Source organism: Aeromonas diversa CDC 2478-85 (assembly GCF_000819805.1).
Classification (GTDB): Bacteria; Pseudomonadota; Gammaproteobacteria; order Enterobacterales; family Aeromonadaceae; genus Aeromonas; species Aeromonas diversa.
The window spans coordinates 26440-50147 of sequence record NZ_CDCE01000007.1; the positions used below are offsets into that span (position 1 = coordinate 26440).

General features: G+C 62.6%; 16 protein-coding genes and 3 tRNA genes. 12 read left to right on the top strand and 7 right to left on the bottom strand.

Annotated elements, in window-relative coordinates; all coding sequences use genetic code 11:
* Positions 1–98 precede the first annotated feature (98 nt).
* Positions 99–1706 carry a methyl-accepting chemotaxis protein gene (locus BN1121_RS00840; RefSeq protein ID WP_005350739.1) on the top strand — a complete coding sequence of 536 codons (1608 nt, stop codon included), beginning with the start codon at positions 99–101 and terminating at the stop codon, positions 1704–1706.
* On the opposite strand, the gene BN1121_RS00845 is transcribed toward BN1121_RS00840, so the two are convergent.
* Positions 1703–5275 (bottom strand): ATP-binding cassette domain-containing protein, encoded by a 3573-nt coding sequence (locus BN1121_RS00845; protein ID WP_005350742.1) that lies wholly within the window; start codon positions 5273–5275, stop codon positions 1703–1705. The genes BN1121_RS00840 and BN1121_RS00845 overlap by 4 nt on opposite strands.
* A gap of 76 nt (positions 5276–5351) precedes the next feature.
* Positions 5352–6617 (bottom strand): alpha/beta fold hydrolase, encoded by a 1266-nt coding sequence (locus BN1121_RS00850; RefSeq protein WP_005350745.1) that lies wholly within the window; start codon positions 6615–6617, stop codon positions 5352–5354.
* A gap of 134 nt (positions 6618–6751) precedes the next feature.
* Here BN1121_RS00850 and BN1121_RS00855 point away from each other — a divergent pair, with 134 nt between their 5' ends.
* On the top strand, positions 6752–7285 hold the full coding sequence (locus tag BN1121_RS00855; RefSeq protein ID WP_005350748.1) for a TIGR00645 family protein: 534 nt from the start codon (positions 6752–6754) through the stop codon (positions 7283–7285).
* 157 nt (positions 7286–7442) lie between these two features.
* Here BN1121_RS00855 and BN1121_RS00860 read toward each other — a convergent pair.
* The 3 genes from BN1121_RS00860 to tsaD form a co-directional block, all read right to left on the bottom strand.
* A tRNA-Asn gene (locus BN1121_RS00860) sits at positions 7443–7518 on the bottom strand.
* 7 nt (positions 7519–7525) lie between these two features.
* Positions 7526–7601: transfer RNA gene (locus BN1121_RS00865), tRNA-Phe, on the bottom strand.
* Between the two features lie 202 nt (positions 7602–7803).
* Positions 7804–8817, bottom strand: a complete 1014-nt coding sequence (gene tsaD / locus BN1121_RS00870) for a tRNA (adenosine(37)-N6)-threonylcarbamoyltransferase complex transferase subunit TsaD (RefSeq protein WP_005350751.1) — start codon at positions 8815–8817, stop codon at positions 7804–7806.
* A 180-nt stretch (positions 8818–8997) separates the two neighbouring features.
* Here tsaD and rpsU point away from each other — a divergent pair, with 180 nt between their 5' ends.
* The 8 genes from rpsU (at position 8998) to BN1121_RS00910 (ending at position 18130) form a co-directional block, all read left to right on the top strand.
* The gene (gene rpsU, locus BN1121_RS00875; RefSeq protein WP_005350755.1) at positions 8998–9213 is read left to right on the top strand and encodes a 30S ribosomal protein S21; all 216 of its coding nucleotides are present in this window, start codon (positions 8998–9000) and stop codon (positions 9211–9213) included.
* A gap of 15 nt (positions 9214–9228) precedes the next feature.
* The gene (locus BN1121_RS00880; protein ID WP_005350758.1) at positions 9229–9672 is read left to right on the top strand and encodes a GatB/YqeY domain-containing protein; all 444 of its coding nucleotides are present in this window, start codon (positions 9229–9231) and stop codon (positions 9670–9672) included.
* A gap of 75 nt (positions 9673–9747) precedes the next feature.
* Positions 9748–11535 carry a DNA primase gene (dnaG, locus tag BN1121_RS00885; RefSeq protein WP_005350760.1) on the top strand — a complete coding sequence of 596 codons (1788 nt, stop codon included), beginning with the start codon at positions 9748–9750 and terminating at the stop codon, positions 11533–11535.
* 217 nt (positions 11536–11752) lie between these two features.
* Positions 11753–13621, top strand: coding sequence for an RNA polymerase sigma factor RpoD (gene rpoD, locus BN1121_RS00890; RefSeq protein ID WP_268744116.1), 1869 nt, complete (start codon positions 11753–11755; stop codon positions 13619–13621).
* Positions 13622–13757: 136 nt separating this feature from the next.
* Positions 13758–13833: transfer RNA gene (locus BN1121_RS00895), tRNA-Ile, on the top strand.
* A 591-nt stretch (positions 13834–14424) separates the two neighbouring features.
* Positions 14425–14925 (top strand): hypothetical protein, encoded by a 501-nt coding sequence (locus tag BN1121_RS00900; protein WP_005350767.1) that lies wholly within the window; start codon positions 14425–14427, stop codon positions 14923–14925.
* A gap of 134 nt (positions 14926–15059) precedes the next feature.
* On the top strand, positions 15060–16448 hold the full coding sequence (gene dbpA / locus BN1121_RS00905; RefSeq protein WP_152424651.1) for an ATP-dependent RNA helicase DbpA: 1389 nt from the start codon (positions 15060–15062) through the stop codon (positions 16446–16448).
* A 239-nt stretch (positions 16449–16687) separates the two neighbouring features.
* Positions 16688–18130, top strand: coding sequence for a chitinase (locus BN1121_RS00910; RefSeq protein ID WP_005350772.1), 1443 nt, complete (start codon positions 16688–16690; stop codon positions 18128–18130).
* 109 nt (positions 18131–18239) lie between these two features.
* Here the strand turns inward: BN1121_RS00910 and BN1121_RS00915 are convergent, their stop codons facing one another.
* Together BN1121_RS00915 and BN1121_RS00920 are read right to left on the bottom strand one after the other, a co-directional pair.
* The gene (locus tag BN1121_RS00915; protein ID WP_005350776.1) at positions 18240–18797 is read right to left on the bottom strand and encodes a metal-independent carbonic anhydrase family protein; all 558 of its coding nucleotides are present in this window, start codon (positions 18795–18797) and stop codon (positions 18240–18242) included.
* 272 nt (positions 18798–19069) lie between these two features.
* The gene (locus BN1121_RS00920) at positions 19070–19726 is read right to left on the bottom strand and encodes an acyl-homoserine-lactone synthase (protein ID WP_005350779.1); all 657 of its coding nucleotides are present in this window, start codon (positions 19724–19726) and stop codon (positions 19070–19072) included.
* A 62-nt stretch (positions 19727–19788) separates the two neighbouring features.
* Here BN1121_RS00920 and BN1121_RS00925 point away from each other — a divergent pair, with 62 nt between their 5' ends.
* On the top strand, positions 19789–20580 hold the full coding sequence (locus BN1121_RS00925) for a LuxR family transcriptional regulator (protein ID WP_005350782.1): 792 nt from the start codon (positions 19789–19791) through the stop codon (positions 20578–20580).
* 248 nt (positions 20581–20828) lie between these two features.
* The gene (gene uvrA, locus BN1121_RS00930) at positions 20829–23654 is read left to right on the top strand and encodes an excinuclease ABC subunit UvrA (RefSeq protein ID WP_005350793.1); all 2826 of its coding nucleotides are present in this window, start codon (positions 20829–20831) and stop codon (positions 23652–23654) included.
* The last annotated feature ends 54 nt before the right edge of the window (positions 23655–23708 follow it).

A 23708-nucleotide genomic window follows, 5' to 3' on the forward strand; every position in this document is an offset into this window, starting at 1 on the left:
AGGGGGTTGCCGAGTGTGCCGCACCCGCCCCCGAAGTGGGGTGGCGTGCAATATGCACCGTTCTCCTTTCGGAACCGGGTTGTCGCAAGGAGCGCAACATGTCGATCAGGCAGAAACTGGGGCTGGGGATCGTCCTGCCCCTGCTGGTATTGGCCGCCCTGCTGATGGGGACGGTCCAACTGGCCAACCGTATGATGGATGGCATGAACGCCATGTACCAGGGAGAGGTGGTGCAGCTCAAGGAGCTCAAGCAGATCGCCGATCTCTACGCGGTCAACATCATAGACGCGGCCAACAAGACCAACGCCGGTGGCATGACGGCAGCCGAGGCGCGCCAGGGGATGCTGGCGGCGCGTCGGCAGACCCAGGAGATCTGGCGTAGCTACCGCACCTACCCCATGTCGGAGCAGGAGAGGCGGCTGGCCGATACGGTGGAGCACCTCTTCCCGCCGGCCGATGCTGAGGTCGACCGCCTGCTGCCCCTGCTGGAGACGAGCGCCCCCGGTACCTTGAGCAGCCAGATCCTGGCCCTTTATGGCAAGGTGGATCCCTTGAGCACCGCGGTGAGCGAGCTGGTGGACTATCAGCTCTCTTCGGCCGAGCACAGCATGGAGCGGCTCAATGCCATGAAGGGCTCCATGCTGGGGACCCTGATCGGGGTCGGCGTGGTGGCCTCGGTGCTGCTGGTGTTGGTGGGACTCTGGGTTGGCAGCAGCGTCAGTGTGCCCCTCGGCCACATGGGGCGGGTACTCGAGGCGATGCGCCGGGAGCTGGATCTGAGTCAGGACGTGCCGGTGCTGCGCAGTGACGAGATGGGACGGTTGGGCATGGCTCTGAACGGGGTAACCCAGCAGTTTCGCGCCATGATCGGCGAGATCTCGGGGATGGCCGAACAGCTGAGCCTGGCCGCCGGGCAGCTCTCCACCATCGCCACCGAGAGCCGCAGCCAGATGACCGAGCAGCAGCACGAGACCGAGCAGAGCGCCGCCGCCATGAACCAGATGAGCGCCACCGTCTCCGAGGTCGCCCACAGCTCGAGCAACGCCGCCGACGCCGCCACCCGCGCCGATCAGAGCGCCCGCCGTGGCCAGAGTGTGGTGCGTGACGCCATGCGCGGCAGCGAGGCACTGGCCGAGCAGATCCGCGGCACCGCCGGCATGATCACCCAGCTTTCTCAGGACAGCCGCGATATCAGCAGCGTGATGGACGTGATCCGCGGCATCGCCGAGCAGACCAACCTGCTGGCCCTCAATGCCGCCATCGAGGCGGCCCGCGCCGGGGATCAGGGGCGTGGCTTCGCGGTGGTGGCAGACGAGGTGCGCACCCTGGCCCAGCGCACCCAAAACTCCACCAGCGAGATCGCCCAGACCATCGACAAGCTGCAGCAGGGGGCGAGCCAGGCCGCCGAGAGCATGCAACAGGGGCTCGAGCAGGTGGATCGCACCACCGACATAGTGCGCCAGTGCGGTACCTCCCTCGAGGAGAGCGTCGGGACGGTCGATCTCATCAGCGAGATGAACACCCATATCGCCACGGCAGCCGAGGAGCAGAGCAAGGTCGCCGAGGAGATCTCGCGCAACGTCTCCAACATCTCCCACATCGCCGGCACCACCAGCGCCTCGGCCGACACCCTGATGGGGCGTAGCCGGGAGCTGGAGAATCTGGCCGCCGGGCTCAAGGCCAAGGTCGGCCAGTTCCGCTGTTAGCTGGCGCGCTCGGTCGGCAGGGCGGCGGTCGCCGCCTCCTGCTGGCTGGCAAACAGGCGGGCGAAGCGCGAGGCGGGGTTGGCCAGCAGGGCCACCGGCGAGCCCTGCTCCACCACCCGGCCCGCTTCCATGACGATGACCCTGTCCATGGCCAGCAGGGGGGCCAGGTGGTGGGCGATCACCAGGATGCTTGCCTCGCCGCGCCAGCGGTAGAGCAGCTCGGCGGCGCGCGCCATGGCCTGGGGATCGAGATCCGAGGTGGCCTCGTCGAGCACGATGAGAGGCCGGCGCGAGAGCAGAATGCGCGCCAGTACCAGCAGTTGGGTCTCACCGGCCGACAGCTGCAGGGCGTCGAGGGGCTGGTCCAGCTGGCCCTGACAACGCTCGGCCAGACCGGCCCGCTCCAGTGCCGCCAGCATGGCTGCTTCACTTTGGCCGCCGAGGGGGGCCAGGTTCTCGCGCAGGGTGCCGAAGAAGGTGAACGGGGTCTGGGAGACGGTGTCGAACAGGGTGCGTACCGCCTCAGGGTCGAGTCGTGACAAGGGCTGGCCGGCGAACAGTATCTCCCCCTCGGCCGCCGGGTACATGGCCTGCAGCAGGCCGAGCAGAGAGCTCTTGCCGGCGCCGGTGCGCCCGCACACGCCCACTTTCTCCCCGCGTCCCAGGGTGAAACTCACCTCGCGCAGGGCCCACTGGGGCGCCTCGGGGTAGCGCAGCCCCACCGCCTCGAAGCGCACCACAGGATGGGGATCGGCGAGGGGCTCGCCGCCCTCCCGCTCGGTCTCGATCTCGCTGTACTCGCGCACCCGCTCCACCGCGTTCATCACCTGCTCCACTTCCGCCAGGGTACGGATCAGGCCATTGAGCATGCTCGAGCTGGTGAAGGCATAGGTGATGGCGAGGCCACCGATGAGGGGGCTGGCGCCGAAGGCGACCAGCAGTGCCACGCTGCCTACCAGGCCGGCCGAGACCAGGGTCTGGTGGATACCGAGCCAGCGGTTGATGGAGGTGGTGGTGTACCAGCTCTGCAGGTTGCGGTCGAAGTGGGTCAGGACCTGGTCCAGGGCGAAGCGCTCGGCCCCCGCCAGACGCAGTGAAGGGGCGCCGCGGATGGTCTCGCCGATGGCCACGTAGAGGGGGGAGCGCAGCACCGACGAGTAGCGGCGCAGCTTGAGCTGAACCCGGCGATAGCCACGCTGCAACCGGTACAGAGCCAGGGCCAGCAGGACAAACAGGGGCAGCAGCAGGGGCATCTGGCTGCCGATCACCCCCATCTGCAGCAGTATGGTCACCCCCATGGCGAGCAGGGCCGTCATCAAGGCGATGAGGATCTCCTGGGCTTCCCCGAGATCGTGATCGAAGCGATTCAGAATGCGCCCCTGGGGCACCTTGTCGAAGAAGGCCATGGGGGCGCGCGACAGCCGTCCCAGCATGCCCTGGAACAGGCGCCAGGCCAGGGTCAGGGCGAGCCGGTAGTCGAGCACCCGGCCCAGGGCCAATGCCAGCAAGGCACCACCGCCGAGCAGGGCGTAGCCGGTCAGCAGGGTCGTGGCGTCACGGGCGCCCTGGCTACCGAGCCAGAGATCCGAGCCGATGCGCAGCCCCTCTTGCAGCACGGTGAGCAGCACCATCCCGATCACCATGGCCGGGGCCGTTACCTGGCGCCAAAGGAAGCCGAGCAGCCCCCAGTCGACGCCCCCCTGTGCCACCGTCTCGTCGCTGAACTGCTCCGCCTCGTCGGCTCGGGCCGCCGGGGGCAGGGGGGGCGGCAGGGGGAGTTCGTCCACCTGCTCGCGGGGCAGCGGAACCAGGGCACAACCGCGCACCGCGAAGACCCGATCGCAGCGGGCCAGCACCCTGGGGTCGTGGCTCACCAGCAGCCGGGTCGGGCCGGGGCGGAAGGTGAGACCGCGCGCCAGTACCTGTTCGGCTACCAGGGGGTCGAGGGCCGACAGGGGGTTGTCGAGCAGCAGGATGTCGGCCCGGGTGTAGAGGGCGCGGGCCAGGGCCACCCGCTGCTGCTGGCCGCCCGAGAGGCGGGTGCCGAGTTCGCCCACCAGGGTCTGGTCGCCGTGGGCGAGCAGGGCGAGATCGGTCTCGAGGGCGCTGGCCCCCAGCACCCACTGGTAGCGCGCCTCGTCCCAGGGTTGGCCGAACAGTATGTTGTTGCGCAGGGTGTCGTTCATCAGCCAGGGCTTGTGCCCCAGCAGTCCGACCTGGCCGGCGCGGCGCAGGGCGCCGGAGAAGTCGTCGTCGAAGCCGGCGATGAGGTGCAGCAGACAGCTCTTGCCGCTGCCGGTTTCTCCCGTGATGCCAATGACTTCTCCCGGGGTGACCCGCAGGTTAACGTCCTGAAGTACGGTGCGATCCTGGTGGCGCACCCCGACCCCTTCAAGCACCAGGGCCCCGGCGGGCAGGGCGGGGTCATCGAGCACCCTGTGCTGCTCCGGGGTGTCGAGAAAATCGGTGACGCGGCGGATGGCGGTGTTGAAGTTGATCGCCAGGCGCACCAGGTGGGGCAGGCGCATCATGGGCATGCGTAGCACGACGAACAGGGCGATGGTGGTGAACACCTGGGGCATGGTGAGAGATTGCCCTGCCAGCAGGTAGGTGGCGAAGGTGGCCAGGGTCACCAGCAGGGCGGCGCCGTGGCTCAGGATGCCGTGGACGGCACCCAGGCGCAGGATGCGGCGCAGGGCGGTGAGCTCCTCGGCACGGCGCGCCTCGGCGCGGCGGATGAAGAAGGGGCCGAGGCCGTTCTGGCGCACCAACCGCAGCTTCTTGATGTACTCGGCCAAGATGCCATTGCGCTCGTCCTGGCGGAGTTTGAGCACCGTCTCCTCACGGTTCATGCGGCGTACCAGCTCGGAGGAGAGTCCGAGCAGCAGGGCCAGCACGGCGCAGCCGACCAATCCGGCCTCGCCCACCTGCCACACCAGCAGGGCGACGGTGCCGGCCAGCTGGAGCAGGATAAACAGCAGGCTGAGCGGCTCGGCCAGCATCCAGGAGATGTCCCATACGTCCTTGTTGATGAGGTTCTGCACCCGGCCGCCGGCGCGATCGTCGAACGCCTTGCCGCCGATGCGCAGCACCTTGGCCAGCAGGGCCTCGGTGAAGAGGCGGCGCAGCGGAATGTGGGACTTGAGTGAGAGCTGCAGGGTGTGCTCGGCCAGCAGACCGCTCGCCAGCACGCTCAGGGTGAGTGCCAGGGCGAGCCCTAGCTTCTCCCACAGGGGGGCCGCGCCGCCAAGGCCCGTCATGGCCCGGTTCAGCAGCCAAGGGCTGGCGAGGCTGGCCAGCACGGCCAGCGCTTGCAGCAGGGTGCCGAGCAGGAGTCGGCGGCGCACCGTGGCGAGGGCGAAACGGCACAGACCCCAGGCGCTGGTGCCGGGATGGGCGGTGAGGGCGAGAAAGTCGTCGGCGTGGTGGCCGCGGCGGTCCTGTGGGAGCAGGGGGTAGAGATCGTCCTGGCCGACGGCGCCGGGCTGATAGCCCTTTTTCACCAGGGGGTGCGCCCAGCGATAGAGCAGGCGGCTCAGCCAGGAGGCCGAGCGTTCCGGATGGTTCACGTTTGCTTCCTTTTCGTTGTCTTGGGCCGCCTCTTCCGTGGGCGGCCTTCTACTATCGGGGCTTTCTGGCTCCCGATCAACGGTCACGATTGAGTGTGATGAGGCGATCCAGGATGCGCTCACCGTCGGCGCGGATGCCGTTGTGCTCGTACTCGTTGGTGATCCAGGCGCGGCTGTTGCCGAGCCCCTTGAGGGTGTCGCGGCTGTAGTCGAACTCCACGTACATGTCGTCGGCGTAGACGGCGCAGGCGACCGGCACCCGGTTGGCGGCCAGGCGTGCCCTGTCGTAGAGGGGGCCCCAGTCGCTCTTCTTTGCGAGCCGCTGGGCCGCCGCGCGCAGGGGCAACAGCTCGCGGAACTGCTCGAACATCCAGGGGTAGATCATCTCGCCGGTGAAGTGCAGCGGCTTGCCCGGCGCCCAGTCGAGCTCGGGATGACGGCCGCGCACCCGCTCGGCGGCCCAGCCGGTGGCGACCCCTTCGGCGTAGATGGACTCGTGCAGGATGGCGAAGATGGGGTGGCCGTTGAACGGCTGCATCCCCTGCAGCTGGTAGAGGAAGGCATCGCCGAGGCGCTCCCCGTCGAAGGCCCCCTCGAGCAGGAAGTAGAGGGACTCGGGGCCGCCGCTGGCGCCGAGATCCAGCCCCTGCTGCTGGAACTGCTCCACCGTCAGGCGCTGGCCGTTCGGCAGGCGCACGTCGTGGTGATGGAGGTGGTCGGCGAGGCGGTCCAGCATCCCCTGCATGGCCGGGAAGCGCGCGCACAGGGCCGCCTGCTTGTCGGCCACCCGGCGCACGGTCGCCTCGTAGACTTCATCGGCGCTGCGCCCCACCGGCGGGATGCCGCCCGTGATGTAGACCTCGTGCAGGGCCTCGGGGAAGAGGGAGAGGTAGGTGAGGCAGCAAAAGCCACCGAAGCTCTGGCCGAGCAGGCTCCAGGGGCGTGCGGGGCTGAGCCGTGCGCGCAGCCATTCGGCGTCGCGCACTATGCTGTCGGCGCGAAAATGAGCCAGGTACTCGGCCTGCTCTTCTGCGCTGAGGTGGGCGAGCCCCCGGGCGCTCACCGCCGTGGAGCTGCCGGTGCCGCGCTGATCGAGCAGCACCACCCGAAACTCCTGCAACGCCCGCTTGATCCAGCCGCTGCGTGCGGTCGGGCGCGGCGCACCGAAGCCAGGACCCCCTTGCAGGAACAGCAGCCAGGGCAGATCCTCGTCGCGCCGCTGCGCGTCGACCAGGGTGCGGGCGAACAGGGTGATCTGCGCCCCGTCCGGCTTGGCGTGGTCGAGGGGAACCTCAAGGGTCATGGGCTGGCAGTACATGCCGTCGAGCTGGTAGGGAGTCATGGATGCGTCCTGGCAAGGAGAAAGCGCCATGATAGCGGGAGGCTCAGGCAGGGTCACCGGATTGTTAACAAACCCTTGAATGGGTTAGGGGGCACCCCCATCTAGGGACGACTGATTCAAGCGGGAGCTAGGTGATGAAGAGAGAAGAAGGGGCTGGTGCAGTCATGCAGGGAAGCCGTTTGGGGCGGCTGATCTTCTGGAGCCGTTGGTTACAGCTGCCCATCTATCTGGGGCTGATCGTGGTGCAGGGGGTCTATGCCTGGAAGTTTCTCGCCTCCCTGTGGGTGCTGTTGCAGAACCTGACCCGGCTGACCGAGACCGAAATCATGCTCTCGGTGCTGGCGTTGATCGATGTGGTGATGATCGCCAACCTGCTGCTGATGGTGACCGTGGGGGGCTACGAGACCTTCGTGTCGCGCCTGCGCATCCAGAATCACCCGGATCAGCCCGAGTGGCTCGGCCACGTCAACGCCTCGGTGCTCAAGGTGAAGCTCTCCATGGCCATCATCAGCATCTCGTCGATCCACCTGCTACAGACCTTTATCAACGCCAGCCGGCTCGACGAGCACACCATCAAGTGGCAGCTCTTCATTCACCTGGCCTTCTTGCTGTCGGCGGCGGCCATCGCCTTTACCGACAAGTTGTTGATGCAGAATCAGGAGCACTGACTCTTCAGGCGCAGAGCCAAGGTAATGAGGAAAGGGGAGGGGGGCGAGACGCCGTTATCCCTGAACTCAGAGAAGAGGCCCGCTTGGCGGGCCTTGTTCATGGTGCTCGGCGCCGGAAAAACAAAAAGCCCGCTCTGTTGAGCGGGCTTTTCAAATTTGGCTCCTCCGACTGGACTCGAACCAGTGACATACGGATTAACAGTCCGCCGTTCTACCGACTGAACTACGGAGGAAGAGTCTTGGTGCCCAGAGACGGAATCGAACCGCCGACACGGGGATTTTCAATCCCCTGCTCTACCGACTGAGCTATCTGGGCAACGGCGCGCATTAAACCCTGTATGCCTTTTTGTGTCAACCGCGAGATGCACTTTTCTCATCTTTTTGGTTTGTTCGCTGTTTTTTTGCCCTGATAGTCTAGAAACCGGGCCGATATCGAGTCGGCAGGTGTTTGTCGTGGGGCAGAAACCAAGATGCCAGTCGGGCGACTGGCATCTTGGTATTGAGTGGGATCCTTAAGATCAGACCGGATCCAGAGTGTCCAGCGGCCAGCGCGGCACGGCCTTGACCTCGAGCGTCTCGAACACGCCGGCCTTGAGGCGTTGCATGCCGGCGTAGGCGATCATGGCGCCGTTGTCGGTGCAGTACTCGGTGCGCGGATAGAACACTTCGCCGCCGAGATCTTGCATCATCTCGGCCAGCTGGGCACGCAGGTAGTGGTTGGCACTGACGCCGCCCGCCACCACCAGGCGCTTGAGGCCGGTTTCCTTGAGGGCGCGGCGGCACTTGATGGCGAGGGTGTCGACCACGGCCGCCTGGAAGGCGTGGGCTATGTCGGCGCGGGTCTGTTCGTCGCTACCCTCTGCGGCTATGGTGTTGGCCGCGAAGGTTTTGAGACCGGAGAAGCTCATGTCGAGCCCGGGGCGATCGGTCATGGGACGGGGGAAAACGAAGCGGCTCGGGGTGCCCTTCTCGGCCAGACGCGACAGCAGCGGGCCGCCGGGATAGTCGAGCCCCATCAGCTTGGCGGTCTTGTCGAAGGCCTCGCCGGCGGCATCATCGATCGATTCGCCGAGTACCTGATAGCGGCCGATGCCATCGACCCGTACCAGCATGGAGTGACCACCGGAGACCAGCAGGGCAACAAAAGGAAACTCGGGGGCACTCTCTTCCAGCATGGGGGCGAGCAGGTGCCCTTCCATATGGTGTACCGCCACGGCGGGTTTGCCCCAGGCCATGGCCAGGGAGCGGCCTATGGTCGCTCCGACCAGCAGGGCGCCAACCAGGCCGGGACCGGCGGTGTAGGCGATGCCGTCGATATCCTCTTTTCCGAGGCCGGCTTCTTTCAATGCGGCCTGGATCAAGGGGATCGTCTTACGCACATGATCGCGGCTCGCCAGCTCGGGTACGACACCGCCGTAATCCGCGTGGAGCTTGACCTGGCTGTAGAGCTGGTGGGAGAGGATCCCACGTTGATCGTCGAAGATCGCGATCCCGGTTTCGTCACAGGACGTCTCGATTCCCAATACTCGCATTGCTTTAAATTTTCACTGCTAAAATGAGGCGGCTATGGTACCCTTCGCGGGTTTTTTAGACCAGCGATCTCTGCCGGGTTTACTTTCATTCCCGAAACTGAGTATAATTTCGCACCATTTTAAGTCATGCTGTTCGCGCCTTGCGCCCAGCAACCCATTTATCACCGAGGTGAAAGGCACATGCCCGTAATTAAAGTCCGTGAAAACGAGCCGTTTGACGTAGCTCTGCGTCGCTTCAAGCGTTCTTGCGAAAAGGCCGGTATCCTGTCCGAAGTTCGTAGCCGTGAGTTCTACGAAAAGCCGACCACCATCCGCAAGCGCGCCAAGGCTTCCGCTGTTAAGCGTCACGCCAAGAAGCTGGCTCGCGAAAACGCACGTCGTATCCGTCTGTACTAATCCGGATTGACTGCCGTGTCTCTGAAGGATCTGCTCAAGGATCAACAGAAAGCTGCCATGTTGGCCAAACAAAAGGCCCGCCTTGGCACTATTCGTCTGTTGATGGCCGAGATCAAGCAGCGCGAAGTAGACACTCGCACCGAACTGGGTGACGAGGAGATCCTGGCTGTGGTGACCAAGATGGTCAAACAGCGCCGGGATTCCATCGCTCAGTTCGAGGCCGCCGGCCGTCAGGATCTCGCCGATGTTGAATCCGCCGAGATCGCGGTGCTGCAGGAATTCCTGCCGCAACAACTGACCGCCGAAGAGATCGCTGCTCTGATTGAGCAAGCCGTCGCCGATACCGGCGCCGCCGCCATGGCGGACATGGGCAAGGTGATGGGTGTTCTCAAGCCGAAGATCCAGGGACGTGCCGACGTTGGCGCTGTCAGCGCACAGGTAAAAGCCCGTCTGGCATAAGGTAGACCGCGTTAGTCAAAAGAAGCCGTGCTTCCCCGGATGCGCGGCTTTTTTATTCTCTGAAAAAGGGCAACCATGGCAGGCAGGATCCCCCAATCCTTTATCGATGACCTTCTGGCCCGCACCGACATCGTCGAGTTGATCGACAGCCGGGTGCGTCTCAAGAAAGCCGGTAAGAACTACCAGGCGTGCTGCCCTTTCCATAACGAGAAGAGCCCCTCTTTCTCGGTCAGCCCCGAGAAACAGTTCTATCACTGCTTCGGTTGTGGTGCCCATGGCACCGCCGTCGGCTTCCTGATGGAGTACGACGGGCTCGAGTTTCCCGATGCCATCGAGGAGCTGGCCAGCCTGCATGGCATGACGGTGCCGCGTGAGCAGAGTGGTGGCGGTGGATCCTATGGATCCCAGCCTGCCGTGAGTAAGGATCTGTTCGAGCTGATGGCCCAGATCGCCCGCTTCTACGAGTCCAACCTCAAGGCGGCTCCCCAGGCGGTGGAGTACCTCAAGGGACGGGGGCTCACCGGCGAGGTGGTGAAGAAGTTTGCCATCGGCTATGCCCCCAATGAGTGGGATCAGGTACGACGTCGTTTCGGTGCAGGCAGTGAGCAGGAGCAGCAGCTCATCACCGGTGGCATGCTGATCCTGCGTGACAACGGCACGGGCAGCTATGATCGCTTCCGCGATCGCATCATGTTCCCGATCCGTGACAAACGGGGCAGGGTTATCGGCTTCGGCGGTCGGGTGCTGGGTGACGGAACGCCCAAGTATCTGAACTCTCCCGAGACCCCCATCTTCCACAAGGGACGCGAGCTGTTCGGCCTCTATGAGGTGCGGCAGGCCCACAAGGATCTGCGCCGGATCCTGGTGGTCGAAGGGTACATGGATGTGGTGGCCCTGGCTCAGTACGGCATCGATTATGCGGTAGCTGCGCTCGGTACCGCGACCACCAGCGATCATATCCACACCCTGTTTCGCACCACGGCCGAGGTGGTCTGTTGTTACGACGGGGATAACGCCGGGCGGGAAGCCGCATGGCGGGCGCTCGATAACGCCTTGCCCCACCTGCAGGACGGGCGCGAGCTTAAGTTTGTCTTCCTGCCGGACGGCGAGGATCCCGATTCTCTGGTGCGCCAGATTGGCAAAGAAGAGTTTGAGACCCTGCTCGAGCAGGCCCAGCCTTTCGCCGAATTCATGTTCGAGCGCCTCGAGCGGGATGCCGCCCTCTCGGGAGAGGCGGGCAAGTTCGAGGTCGCCAACAAGGCGGCTGAGCTGATCCGTCGAGTGCCGGAAGGCTTTACTCGAGAGGGCTTGATCACCCGGCTGTCGCGTATGATGCGCTGGGGTGAGAACAAACAGCGTATCGACGAGTTGTTTGCCCGTCACAGCCAACCCAAGGCCGAGGCGTCACGCCCCCAGAAGGGCAAGCTGACCCCGCTGCGTCGGGCGTTGGCGCTGATGGTGCAGTATCCGACCCTGGCCGCTGAACTGCCCGTGATGCCGGAACTGTCGGGCCTCAAGGTGGCGGGTATCTCCTTCCTGCTGCAGCTGCACAGCCAGATCTGCGAGTGGCCCGATGTGACCACCGCCATCTTGCTCGAGCACTGGCGAGGTACCAAGGAGGGAGAGATCCTGGCCCAGCTTGCCATGCATGATCTCTACGAAGGGATGGAGATCGAAGAGGCGGCGGTCCAGCAGGAGTTGGAAGATACCTTGGTCGGCTTCATCAACCTCTTTCTCAAGCAGCGTATCGAAGAGCTGCAGGGGAAGGTGGGCCAAGAGGGGCTGACACCAGAAGAGACCCGAGAGCTGCTGTTGCTGCTCAAGGAAGTTTCGCTTGAAAAAAGAAGTGACAACGGGGCTTGATATTTACAGGGCGAGCCCCTATACCAGTGCTGTTGCCCGAATTGACGGGATGAAAAGAAGCAATATGAACAATGACCACCTGGCCCTGAGCAGAGCGAGGGCAGGGGTTTCTCACCGCTACGTAGCCACCGGGCATAGCATGTCTGGCGGTTTTCTATTAGAATTGGCTATTTGCGCGTCAGCGCATTGAATCGCGCAACCTAGCATCACCAACCGGATGAGTTCTATGGAGCAAACCCCGCAGTCGCAGCTTAAACTCCTTGTCGCCAAAGGTAAAGAACAGGGCTACCTGACCTATGCCGAGGTGAATGATCACCTCCCGCAGGACATTGTCGACTCCGATCAGATCGAAGACATCATTCAGATGATCAACGACATGGGTATCCAGGTGGTGGAAAACGCCCCCGATGCCGACGACCTGATCATGTCCGACGCCACCGCCGACGAGGATGCTGCCGAAGCGGCAGCCCAGGCGCTGGCATCTGTTGAATCCGAGATTGGCCGTACCACCGATCCGGTCCGCATGTACATGCGTGAAATGGGTACCGTCGAACTGTTGACCCGTGAAGGCGAAATCGACATCGCCAAACGGATCGAAGACGGTATCAACCAGGTGCAGAGCTCCGTGGCCGAATACCCGGAAGCGATCACCTATCTGCTCGAGCAGTACGACAAGTTCGAGGCCGAGCAGCTTCGTCTCTCCGACATCATCTCCGGTTTCGTCAATCCTGACGAGGCGGACGAGATGGGTCCCACCGCCACTCACATCGGCTCCGAACTGGGTGAGGATGACCTCGCCGACGAGGACAGCTCCGATGAAGAGGAGGAGGATGAGGACGAAGAGGGTGACGGTAACGACGACGACGGTGACGGTGGCCCGGATCCTGAGGTGGCTCGCGAGAAGTTTGCCGAGTTGCGCGCCCAGTACGAGATCACCCGTCAGTCGATCCGTTCTAATGGTCGTGCTCACGAAGAGACTCAGGCTGCCATTGCCCAGCTGGCCGACGTGTTCCGTCAATTCCGTCTGATGCCCAAGCAGTTCGATCGCCTGGTCAACAACATGCGCGAAATGATGGAGCGCGTGCGCGTGCAAGAGCGCCTCATCCTGAAGATGTGCGTCGAGCAGGCCAAGATGCCGAAGAAGACCTTCGTCTCCGCCTTCACCAACAACGAGTGCGAGACCGCCTGGTTCGAGTACCAGAAGCAGGCCGGTAAGGCCTGGTCGGCTCCGCTCGCTGCCATGGAAGATGAGGTACTGCGCTCCATCGGCAAGCTGCAGCAGATCGAAGAAGAGACAGGTCTCTCCATCGCCCAGATCAAGGACATCAACCGTCGCATGAGTATCGGTGAAGCCAAGGCTCGCCGTGCCAAGAAAGAGATGGTTGAGGCCAACCTGCGTCTGGTTATCTCGATCGCCAAGAAGTACACCAACCGCGGCCTGCAGTTCCTGGATCTGATCCAGGAGGGCAACATCGGCCTGATGAAGGCGGTCGACAAGTTCGAATACCGTCGCGGCTACAAGTTCTCGACCTATGCCACCTGGTGGATCCGTCAGGCCATCACCCGCTCCATCGCGGATCAGGCCCGTACCATCCGTATCCCGGTGCACATGATCGAGACCATCAACAAGCTCAACCGTATCTCTCGCCAGATGCTGCAGGAGATGGGCCGTGAACCGAGCCCGGAAGAGCTGGCGATGCGCATGGGCATGCCGGAAGACAAGATCCGCAAGGTGCTGAAGATCGCCAAGGAGCCCATCTCGATGGAGACCCCCATCGGTGATGACGAAGACTCCCACTTGGGTGACTTCATCGAGGATACCACCCTCGCCCTGCCGGCCGATGCGGCCACCAGCGAGAGCCTGCGCAACGCGACCCGCGAAGTGCTGGCCGGTCTGACCGCTCGTGAAGCCAAGGTACTGCGCATGCGTTTCGGTATCGACATGAACACCGACCACACCCTAGAGGAAGTGGGCAAGCAGTTCGACGTTACCCGTGAGCGTATCCGTCAGATCGAGGCCAAGGCGCTGCGCAAGCTGCGCCATCCGAGCCGCTCAGAGGTGCTAAGAAGCTTCCTGGACGACTAAGCCGTCGAGACAAAAAGGCCTCTAGCGAGGCCTTTTTTATTGCCCTCTTGCTGGCTAATCCTTGCACAAGTGATTGATATGCCTATGGACTGGTCTTGGTGATTCCCCTATAATCGCCGCCACTCGCAAGAGTTTCGGCCCCTTAGCTCAGTGGTCAGAGCAGGCGACTCATAATCGCTTGGTCCCCAGTTCAAGTCTGGGAGGGGCCACCACATTCCAGAGGGTTAGCGTGAGAATATCCGCTAACCCTTTATTCTATCTGCCACTCGGTGGCGTGACAGTCGGCGCACTTGTCTCTCAGCCCACAGATCCTCACAAGCACCCATCTCGCTGTTGCCGCTCCGCTTACGCGAGACGGTTATCGCCATGCCTGATCCAGACAGGCAAATTCCATCACTCCCTGGTTGCCAGCTCGCGGTGCGTGCTGATGAGGTCTGGGGTATTTCGCCAGGGGGATGTGCCACAGGTGCATGGCGGTTCTAATGCTATGCCGACGGGATTGATGCCCACGGCCGCATGCGAGGTGCCTCAAAAAGGAGGTGCCTCTGCCAAAACGAAGCGATGCCAGAGACGAGTCGGGATTCATTGAGGCGTCGCTTGTTGGTCTCATTGTTGTCTGATAGGGTGTTGCCACTTGGAGTGTTTAATCTAGGTTATTGATAAATAAAAGATCACCGTATCCCATGGCCTGGATGACCCTGTGTTACGACATGGTGTGCTCCGGGTCATGAGTGGTGCTCGCCACCTCTGGCGATATGGGTACTGTGATTTGACTCAGGCGGATGTCATGGAGGATAGGGTCGATGTTTCGCATCTACGCTCGTTGGTTTGGTACCACTATTTACGTTCAGATTTGGGAGAACCGCATCAGGGTTGTCGACCTTAAGGCCCAGCGCTCCTTCGATGAAAGACCTCTGCTCAAGGTTGAGATGAGAGGGGCAAAGGTGGCCCGGGTTGTGGCCTTTGGCAATGCCGTCACCGGCAACACTGAGGCGGGCGATATTATCAATCCCTTTTCGCACCCTCGTTCTCTCATCGGCGATCACTATGCCGCCGAGCACCTGCTGAAACTCATCGTCAGTCGGCTGTGCGGCCATAGCCTGCTCTGCCCCATCGCCGCCGCCATCATCCAGCCGATGGAGAAGGTGGAGGATCTGACCACCCTCGAGATTTTGGGGCTTAAGCAAATCGGGGTGGCGATGGGGGCCCAGATCGGTGTCATCAATGATAAGAAGCTGACGCTGGATCCTTCTATCCGCTCCTTGGATGACTTTGTAAACTGGGTCTCGGCCAACGCCCGATGAGTCTGGCGGGATCGGTATCCAGGCGGATGCCGACCTCGTGCGAACCTTCTCTCTATCTCGAACGACCAGAAAATGGCGTGTTTTTGCAGCAACTCTGCTATGCTCCGCGCCCCTCCTATTTTTTGTCCAGCGAGATGCCTGCCGTGAACCACACCGACTTTGCCCAACTGGGGTTGCCCGCCGCCCTGCAAGAGAACCTTGACGCCCTCGGTTACAAGGAGATGACCCCGATCCAGGCTCAGAGCCTACCGCTGGTGCTGGCCGGCAGGGACGTGCTCGCCAAGGCCAAGACCGGTAGTGGCAAAACTGCCGCCTTTGGGCTGGGTCTGTTGGCGGCGCTTGATGTGAGCCAGCTGTCGGTGCAATCCCTGGTACTCTGCCCGACCCGCGAACTGGCCGATCAGGTGGCCACCGAGCTGCGCCGTCTCGCGCGTGCCATGCCCAACGTCAAGCTGGTGACCCTGTGCGGCGGCGTACCGACCGCGCCCCAGTCCGCCACCCTGGGTTTTGGCGCCCATATCGCCGTCGGTACCCCGGGTCGGGTGCTCAAGCATCTTGAACAAGGCACTCTGCGTCTGGAGTCCCTCACTACCCTGGTGCTGGATGAGGCGGACCGTATGCTCGACATGGGCTTTGGCGAAGACATCCACAAGGTGATCCGCTTCGCCCCGCGCGAGCGTCAGACCCTGCTCTTCTCCGCCACCTATCCGGACGAGATCGCCAACATGAGCCGCGGTGTGCAGCGCAGCCCGGTCGAGGTGAGCGTCGAGGCCATCCACCAGGACGCCGCCATCGCCCAACAGCTGTTCGAGGTGGCTCCGGGCACTCGCCCCGAGGTGCTGGCTCGCCTGCTCAGCCACTTCCGCCCCGCCTCCTGCGTGGTGTTCTGTAACACTAAGCGCGCCTGCGGCGAGGTGAGCGACTACCTGGTGAGCCGCGGCTTCTCGGCCCTGACCCTCAACGGCGATCTCGAGCAGCGCGAGCGCGACCAGGTGCTGGTGCGCTTTGCCAATGGCAGCGCCGCCATTCTGGTGGCGACCGACGTGGCGGCCCGTGGCCTCGATATCAAGGAACTCGGCGCCGTCATCAACTACGAACTCACCTATGACCCAGAGGTGCATGTGCACCGCATCGGCCGCACCGGTCGTGCCGGTCAGCAGGGGCTGGCGCTCTCCTTGTATCAGCCGAACGAAGCCCAGCGTGTGACCCTGATCGAGGAGTACCTCGGCAGCTCTTTGCCACAGGGCGATCTTGCGGCGATCGGCAGCGAGTTGCACCCGGTGGCGCCCGAGTTTGCCACCCTATCCATCGGCGGTGGTCGCAAGCACAAGCTGCGCCCGGGCGACATCCTCGGTGCCCTGACCGGTGAGAACGGCCTCTCGGGCGATCAGGTGGGCAAGATCCAGGTGCAGGATCAGTTCTCTTACGTGGCGGTGCGCCGCGCCCAGGCCAAGGCGGCACTCAAGCGTCTGAGCGATGGCAAGATAAAGGGCAAGAGCTACCGGGTTCGTATCCTGGGTTGAGCGATCCGGTGAAGAGCGGGGCTGGCCGTTGAGGTCAGCCCTTTTTTTGGCTCATGACAAGGTTAGCTAAGATGTAATTTTCTTGTATTTTCAATCGGATAACCTGAAATCCTGTTCGTTGTTTAATTTGTGGGTGAGGGTGCTCACAAAATCGGCACAAGGCTTAATTCTCGTCGTGAATTTAGCTTGCGCCCGGCCTATGCTCGGTGTGCCAAGACAATAACGACAAGGAATCTTTCATGATCAAACCTAGCCGCTGTGCCTGGCTGGTTGCGGCCGCCTGCACCCTGCCTGTTCACGCCATGAATATCCAGCCTGATCCTCAGAACCCGGGGGGATATGTTGTCGCGTCGACCGACCTCAAGGCGGCGGAGCAGAGCAAGACTGCCAGCCCCATGTACGCCATCTGGGCCAAGGCACTCGAGACCCGGGCCAACGCCGTAGTCGATGCCATCGAACCCGGATTGGCTTCCAACCCAGTCAACGTGAAGCGGGCCGAGCGGGTCTTCCCTGCCTCTGAGTGGGAGTTCCTGACCCAGATGGCGGCACCTGAGTACACCTATGTGCGCTTCCTGCGTGCCGTGGGCAAGTTCCCGGCCTTCTGCGGTGACTATACGGACGGGCGCAATGCCGACGCCATCTGCAAAAAATCCATCGTCACCATGTTCGCTCACTTCGCCCAGGAGACCGGTGGTCACATCGCCAAGGAGAACGTCTCGGACAACCCGCAGGGGCTCGAGGAGTGGCAGCAGGCGTTGGTGCACGTGCGTGAGATGGGCTGGTCGGAAGGGCAGAGTGGCTACACCACGGGCTGTGGTCAGAATGACTGGCAGAACAAGAAGTGGCCCTGTGCCACTGGACAGGGCTACTTCGGACGTGGAGCCAAGCAGCTCTCTTACCATTTCAACTACGGTGCCTTCTCCGAGGCCATGTTTGACGGCAATGCCACCGTGCTGCTCAACGACCCGGGCCGGGTCGCCGACTCCTGGCTCAACCTTGCCTCGGCCATCTGGTTCTTCCTTACCCCCCAGGCGCCCAAGCCCTCCATGCTGCACGTGGTGGATCGCACCTGGAAGCCCTCCCAGCGCGAGCTGGATGCCGGCATCGGTTACGGCTTTGGCACCACCATCAACATCATCAACGGCGGTATCGAATGCGGCGCCCACAACAAGGACAAGGGGCAGCCGGTCAACCGCATCCGCTACTGGGAGGGGCTGGCCGCCCACTATGGCATTCCGCTGCTACCCGACGAAAAGAACACCTGCTGGCAGCAGACCCCGTATGGCAGTCTCAACCTCAACGGTGCCACCGATGTGCTCTACACCAACTGGGACGGCAACTGGAAGTACTACGCCGACCGCCCGGGCGGCTACTCCTTCGAGTGTGAGTTGGTCGGCTTCCAGACCGCCTATTCGGCCCTGGTGGCGGGGGATTACGAGAAGTGCGTGACCAACTTCTACGGCTCTCACGCCAGCTGGCCCAAGGTGCGGGTGGTGGACAAGCTCGACCCGGCCCCGACCGACCCGACGACACCGCCTGTGGGTGGGGTGCCTGCCTGGGAGGCCAGCAAGGTCTACACGGGTGGCAACAAGGTGAGCTACAAAGGGGTCATCTATCAGGCCAAGTGGTGGACCCAGGGGGACGATCCGACCAAGGGGGGTCCCTGGGCCCCGGTGCAGTAAGTCTCGAGATCGTGAGAGGGGGGCCCAAGGGCCCCCTCTTTTCTTGGGGCAACGAAAAAAGGCGGCCGATGGCCGCCACTGGGTTGGCATCCTTGCTGTTGCCGGCTTGCTAAGGGGCGTAGGGGAGGGAGGAGTGATGCAGGGTGATGCGAACCTTGCCATCGTCACCCTTGCGAAAACCCCAGGTCTTGTCGACCGTCGTCACCTGCCCCTTGGCGTCGGTCAGGTGTACCTTGCCCATGGTGTAGGCGCGGTCGCCGTCGATCTGAATAGCGGCATTCTCCATCCGGTAACTCTTCCACCCCTTGAGGGCAAAGCCTTTGTCGATGGGAAAGTCGGGATTGTTGCCGACGAAGTAGGAGAGGGCTCCCTCCCGGGTGAGACGGAAGGTCTGGTCGCCGCTGGCCAGGGTTGGCTTGAACAGCACAGGACCCGACTGGTAGGCGTAGGCGCCATCGATCACCTGACTGGCACTCTGCCTGGCTTTCTCGATGCCGCCGTTGGCGTAATCATCGCTGATACGGACCAGGGCTTTGCCCCAGGCCTGTTGGGCAGCTTCAACCTCTTCGGCCGTGATATTACGGTCGCTTATCTGGGCCGCACTCAGGCCGGTGCTGGCACCAAACAAAGCGAGGGCGAGGATGTACTGGCGGTGGGATGATGTCATGTAGCCTCCTGCTATATGGGATGCGTCGCAGTATGCCGGCCACGGCTGAATCAGGATTGAAAGGGCTATTCAGCAAATTGGCAGAATGCTCTAAAGAGGTCCGCCCCTCCACTTTTGCTGGCAGGGTATCGCTTCATAACTCGGGTGATTGTGAGCTTGTTGGTGGTGCACGCCTGTGTGAGAGGCGTGATGAGCAAAGAAGGTTTCCGGTTATGGCTGTCTCTCGTATGAGCCTTATCTACAGGGCCGGAAACCGTCTATTCATTCGGGGGTCATAGCACCATCTCTCGTGCTGGTTGAGGCAAGAGAGGGCGCTCGCGAGGAGAGAGTCGTTCATAGTGGCCCTGCAGGGGAAGGGCGAGGGCCTGATCCAGCGGCTCTCCGACCAAGAGGCGAATCCCCAGGCCCCGTACTACGCCGAGATCGACCGGTTTTCCGTGACCAAGCCGAGTGATAGGAAGTCCCATACGACGATAGATTCGCTCTACCGGGGTGCTGGCCACGCCGATCAGTTCTCGCACTCCGTGTGCCATGGCGTAGCGGTTGGCTTCGCGAAACAGTATCAGAGTCAACTCACTGACGCCGTTATCAAAGCGTGGAGCCCGGTCTGCATCTATCGCCAGCCGTGTCATCTCCCAGCTATCAGCGGAGCGAGGTGCTGGCTCACCGGCCAGCGTCGTAGGGAAGATATCGGGCATCATATAGGGGCGGTCGCAGGAAAGTAGGCGAACACAGGCACAGAGACCCTGGTCATCCTCGATGAGTACCCAGCGGGTATCGGCCCTGTCGTACTGGTCCTGCTCCATATCGCCGTTGGGTTCTACATCCCAACCAAGCCGATCAGCAAAGACACGCTTTCTTAGCTGGTAGAGCTGCTTGGCCATATTGGGATTTGGGTGCTCAGCCAGGGTGCCTTGGAAAACATACATACTGCTCTTCTCCGTGTTTGGTGGTTATAATTCCTCCCCTGAAACAAGGCTGGAGTGGCGAAATGGATCAGGAGAGTACGCTCGAGTATCTGGAGGCCTTCTCTGGAGTTGTGAGTGGCGAAGCGCTGTCGGCCTTGGTTGGACGGTTTGCCCGAGAGATGGGATATGACTATTTCGGGTTCACCGTGATCATCCCGATGTCGATGCAGCGCCCCAAGGTGGTCATCTTTAATCAATGTCCTGACTCTTGGGTGGAGCTCTACACCACGACCAATTTGGTGGCCCGGGATCCGGTGATCGCGTTGGCGCGTAACCAGAATCTGCCGATTTTTTGGAATCGTCTTGATGAGCGAGCGCGGTTTCTGCAACAGGGCTGTCTGGACGTGATGAACATGGCAGCTGAGTTCGGTTTGCGTAATGGGGTATCTATTCCCTTGCACGGGGCTCGCGGAGAGAATGGGATTCTCTCTTTCATTACTCGGGAGGCGGCCTCGACAGACCTGTTGTTGGGGAGTTCCCCCTTGCTCTCCTGGATGGCCAACTACATTTTTGATGCCGCCATTCGCGTGGTGCGTGGTGAGTTGTGCTCCGGCGCAGAAAAAGAGGAGAGCCTCACTGAACGGGAAACCCAATGTTTGTTCTGGGCTAGCGAGGGCAAGACCTCGGCGGAGATTGCCTGCATCCTGGGCATTGCCGAACGTACGGTGAACTTTCATCTCAATCAGGTGACTCGCAAGACAGGCACCATGAACCGCTACCAGGCCATTGCCAAAGGGGTGAATCAGGGCCTTATTCGACCCAATCTCGAGTTGGTGAGTGTGACCAGCTACTCGTCAAGTGTGTTGCTGCAATAAGGGACAGTGCGCCATTTTTGGTCAGTGGAAGTCGACCAACAATTGATAGATCCTGCAATTGACAGGGGGTTGCGGCTTAATAGTGGAATGGTCTACGAGTCCCACCCGTCCAGCTTCATAAGCGCATGGCGCCGCGATGGAATATCGCGATGTGGGGCCTGCCTTGGCGGCTAAATAACTGTCTATTCATCCAGTATGCTCTGTGCGATACTTCAGCGTCTGATGTGTCGAAACCGAGCGTGTGCAAGATGGAAAAGATCGTGGTCCGGGGTGCCCGCACCCACAACCTCAAAAACATCAACCTGACCCTGCCCCGCGACAAGCTGATCGTGGTCACCGGCCTCTCCGGCTCGGGCAAATCCTCCCTGGCGTTCGATACCCTCTATGCCGAGGGGCAGCGCCGCTACGTGGAGTCGCTCTCCGCCTATGCCCGCCAGTTTCTTTCCCTGATGGAGAAGCCGGACGTGGACCACATCGAGGGGCTGTCACCGGCCATCTCCATCGAGCAGAAGTCCACCTCCCACAACCCGCGCTCGACCGTTGGCACCATCACCGAGATTTACGACTACCTGCGCCTGCTGTTTGCCCGGGTCGGCGAGCCGCGCTGCCCGACCCACGGCATCCCGCTCACCGCCCAGACCATCAGCCAAATGGTGGACCAGGTGCTGGCCCAGCCGGAAGGCACCAGGCTGATGCTGCTGGCCCCCGTTGTGCGCAACCGCAAGGGGGAGCACGTCAAGCTGCTGGAGAACCTGGCGGCCCAGGGTTATATCCGTGCCCGCATCGACGGGGAGGTGTGCGATCTTTCGGATCCCCCGACCCTGGAGCTGCAGAAGAAGCACACCATCGAGGTGGTGGTGGACCGTTTCAAGGTGCGTGATGATTTGCAGCAGCGCCTCGCCGAGTCGTTCGAGACGGCGCTGACTCTCTCCGGCGGCATCGTCCTGGTGGCGCCCATGGACGGAGATGAGGGGGAGACCCTGACCTTCTCGGCCAACTTCGCCTGCCCCGAGTGTGGCCACTCGGTCTCGGAGCTGGAGCCGCGCATCTTCTCCTTCAACAATCCGGCCGGTGCCTGCCCCACCTGTGACGGTCTCGGGGTGCAGCAGTACTTCGATCCGGACAAGGTGATCCACGATCCGGGCCAGAGCCTGGCCGGTGGCGCCATCCGCGGTTGGGACAAGCGCAGCTTCTACTACTTCCAGATGCTCAAATCCCTGGCCGAGCATTACGACTTCGACCTGGAGGCGCCCTGGGAAGAACTGCCGTTCAAGGTGCAGGAGGTGATCCTGCGCGGCTCCGGCCGCGGCGACGTGGAGTTTCGCTACATGAACGACCGCGGCGATGTGGTGGTGCGCAAGCACCCGTTCGAGGGGATCCTGCACAACATGGAGCGCCGCTACCGGGAGACCGAATCCAACTCGGTGCGCGAAGAGCTCTCCAAATACATCGCCAACAAGCCCTGCGCCAGCTGCGGCGGCAGCCGGCTGCGGGAAGAGGCGCGCCACGTCTTCATCGAGAACCGCAACCTGCCGGCCATCGCCGAGGATTCCATCGGCGACGCCCTCACCTTCTTCGCCGGCCTGACCCTGACCGGCCAGCGCGCCCAGATCGCCGAGAAGATCTTGAAAGAGATCGTCGAGCGCCTCGGCTTCCTGGTGAACGTCGGCCTCAACTATCTGAGCCTGTCGCGCAGTGCCGAGACCCTCTCCGGCGGCGAGGCGCAGCGGATCCGGCTGGCCAGCCAGATCGGTGCCGGTCTGGTGGGGGTCATGTATGTGCTGGATGAACCTTCCATCGGCCTGCACCAGCGCGACAACGAGCGGCTGCTGGGGACCCTGACTCACCTGCGCGATCTCGGCAACACCGTCATCGTGGTGGAGCACGACGAGGATGCCATTCGCCTCGCCGACCATGTGCTCGACATAGGCCCGGGGGCCGGGGTGCACGGCGGCGCCATCGTCGCCCAAGGGACGCCGGAAGAGATCATCGCCAACCCCGAGTCGCTGACCGGTGACTACCTCTCCGGTCGCAAGCAGATCGCCATCCCGGCCGAGCGCACCCCGCTCACCGGCAAGTGGCTGAAATTGAAGGGGGCGAGCGGCAACAACCTGCGTAACGTCAACCTGGATCTGCCGATCGGGGTGATGACCTGTGTCACCGGCGTCTCCGGCTCCGGCAAGTCGACCCTCATCAACGACACCCTGTTTCGCATCGCTCACCGCGAGCTGAACAAGGCGACCGAGTCCACCCCGGCCCCCTATCGCAGCATTGAGGGGCTGGAGCACCTGGACAAGGTGGTGGACATCGACCAGAGCCCCATCGGCCGCACCCCGCGCTCCAACCCGGCCACTTACACCGGCCTGTTCACCCCGATCCGAGAGCTGCTCTCCGGCACCCAGGAGGCGCGCTCGCGCGGCTATCAGCCGGGCCGCTTCTCCTTCAACGTGAAGGGGGGGCGCTGCGAGGCGTGCCAGGGGGATGGGGTCATCAAGGTGGAGATGCACTTCCTGCCGGACGTCTACGTGCCGTGCGACGTCTGCAAGGGCAAGCGCTACAACCGCGAGACCCTGGAGGTGAAGTACAAGGGCAAGAACATCCACGAGATCCTCGAGATGACGGTGGAAGATGCCCGCGCCTTCTTCGATCCGGTGCCGGCGGTGGCGCGCAAGCTGCAGACCCTGATGGACGTGGGCCTCTCCTACATCCGCCTCGGCCAGTCGGCCACCACCCTGTCGGGGGGCGAGGCGCAGCGGGTCAAGCTGGCGCGCGAGCTCTCCAAGCGGGATACCGGGCAGACCCTCTACATCCTGGACGAGCCGACCACAGGACTGCACTTCCACGACATCCAGCAGCTGCTCAAGGTACTGCACCAGCTGCGGGATCGCGGCAACACCATCGTCATCATCGAGCACAACCTGGACGTCATCAAAACCGCCGACTGGATCGTCGATCTGGGGCCCGAGGGGGGCGCCGGTGGTGGCCGCATCCTGGTAACGGGGACGCCGGAGGCGATCTGTGAGAATCAGGAGTCCCATACGGCGCGCTTCTTAGGTTCCATACTGCGCCGGTAGGCGATCTGCATCAAGAAGGGGGCTTAGGCCCCCTCGCTTTTTCCCCCTGCCATG

Excerpts from the sequence above, each read along its gene's own strand:
- BN1121_RS00840 (WP_005350739.1), top strand. The coding sequence starts at position 99 with ATGTCGATCAGGCAGAAACTGGGGCTGGGGATCGTCCTGCCCCTGCTG.
- BN1121_RS00850 (WP_005350745.1), bottom strand. The coding sequence starts at position 6,617 with ATGACTCCCTACCAGCTCGACGGCATGTACTGCCAGCCCATGACCCTT.
- BN1121_RS00855 (WP_005350748.1), top strand. The coding sequence starts at position 6,752 with ATGAAGAGAGAAGAAGGGGCTGGTGCAGTCATGCAGGGAAGCCGTTTG.
- tsaD (WP_005350751.1), bottom strand. The coding sequence starts at position 8,817 with ATGCGAGTATTGGGAATCGAGACGTCCTGTGACGAAACCGGGATCGCG.
- rpsU (WP_005350755.1), top strand. The coding sequence starts at position 8,998 with ATGCCCGTAATTAAAGTCCGTGAAAACGAGCCGTTTGACGTAGCTCTG.
- dnaG (WP_005350760.1), top strand. The coding sequence starts at position 9,748 with ATGGCAGGCAGGATCCCCCAATCCTTTATCGATGACCTTCTGGCCCGC.
- rpoD (WP_268744116.1), top strand. The coding sequence starts at position 11,753 with ATGAGTTCTATGGAGCAAACCCCGCAGTCGCAGCTTAAACTCCTTGTC.
- BN1121_RS00900 (WP_005350767.1), top strand. The coding sequence starts at position 14,425 with ATGTTTCGCATCTACGCTCGTTGGTTTGGTACCACTATTTACGTTCAG.
- dbpA (WP_152424651.1), top strand. The coding sequence starts at position 15,060 with ATGCCTGCCGTGAACCACACCGACTTTGCCCAACTGGGGTTGCCCGCC.
- BN1121_RS00910 (WP_005350772.1), top strand. The coding sequence starts at position 16,688 with ATGATCAAACCTAGCCGCTGTGCCTGGCTGGTTGCGGCCGCCTGCACC.
- BN1121_RS00915 (WP_005350776.1), bottom strand. The coding sequence starts at position 18,797 with ATGACATCATCCCACCGCCAGTACATCCTCGCCCTCGCTTTGTTTGGT.
- BN1121_RS00920 (WP_005350779.1), bottom strand. The coding sequence starts at position 19,726 with ATGTATGTTTTCCAAGGCACCCTGGCTGAGCACCCAAATCCCAATATG.
- BN1121_RS00925 (WP_005350782.1), top strand. The coding sequence starts at position 19,789 with ATGGATCAGGAGAGTACGCTCGAGTATCTGGAGGCCTTCTCTGGAGTT.
- uvrA (WP_005350793.1), top strand. The coding sequence starts at position 20,829 with ATGGAAAAGATCGTGGTCCGGGGTGCCCGCACCCACAACCTCAAAAAC.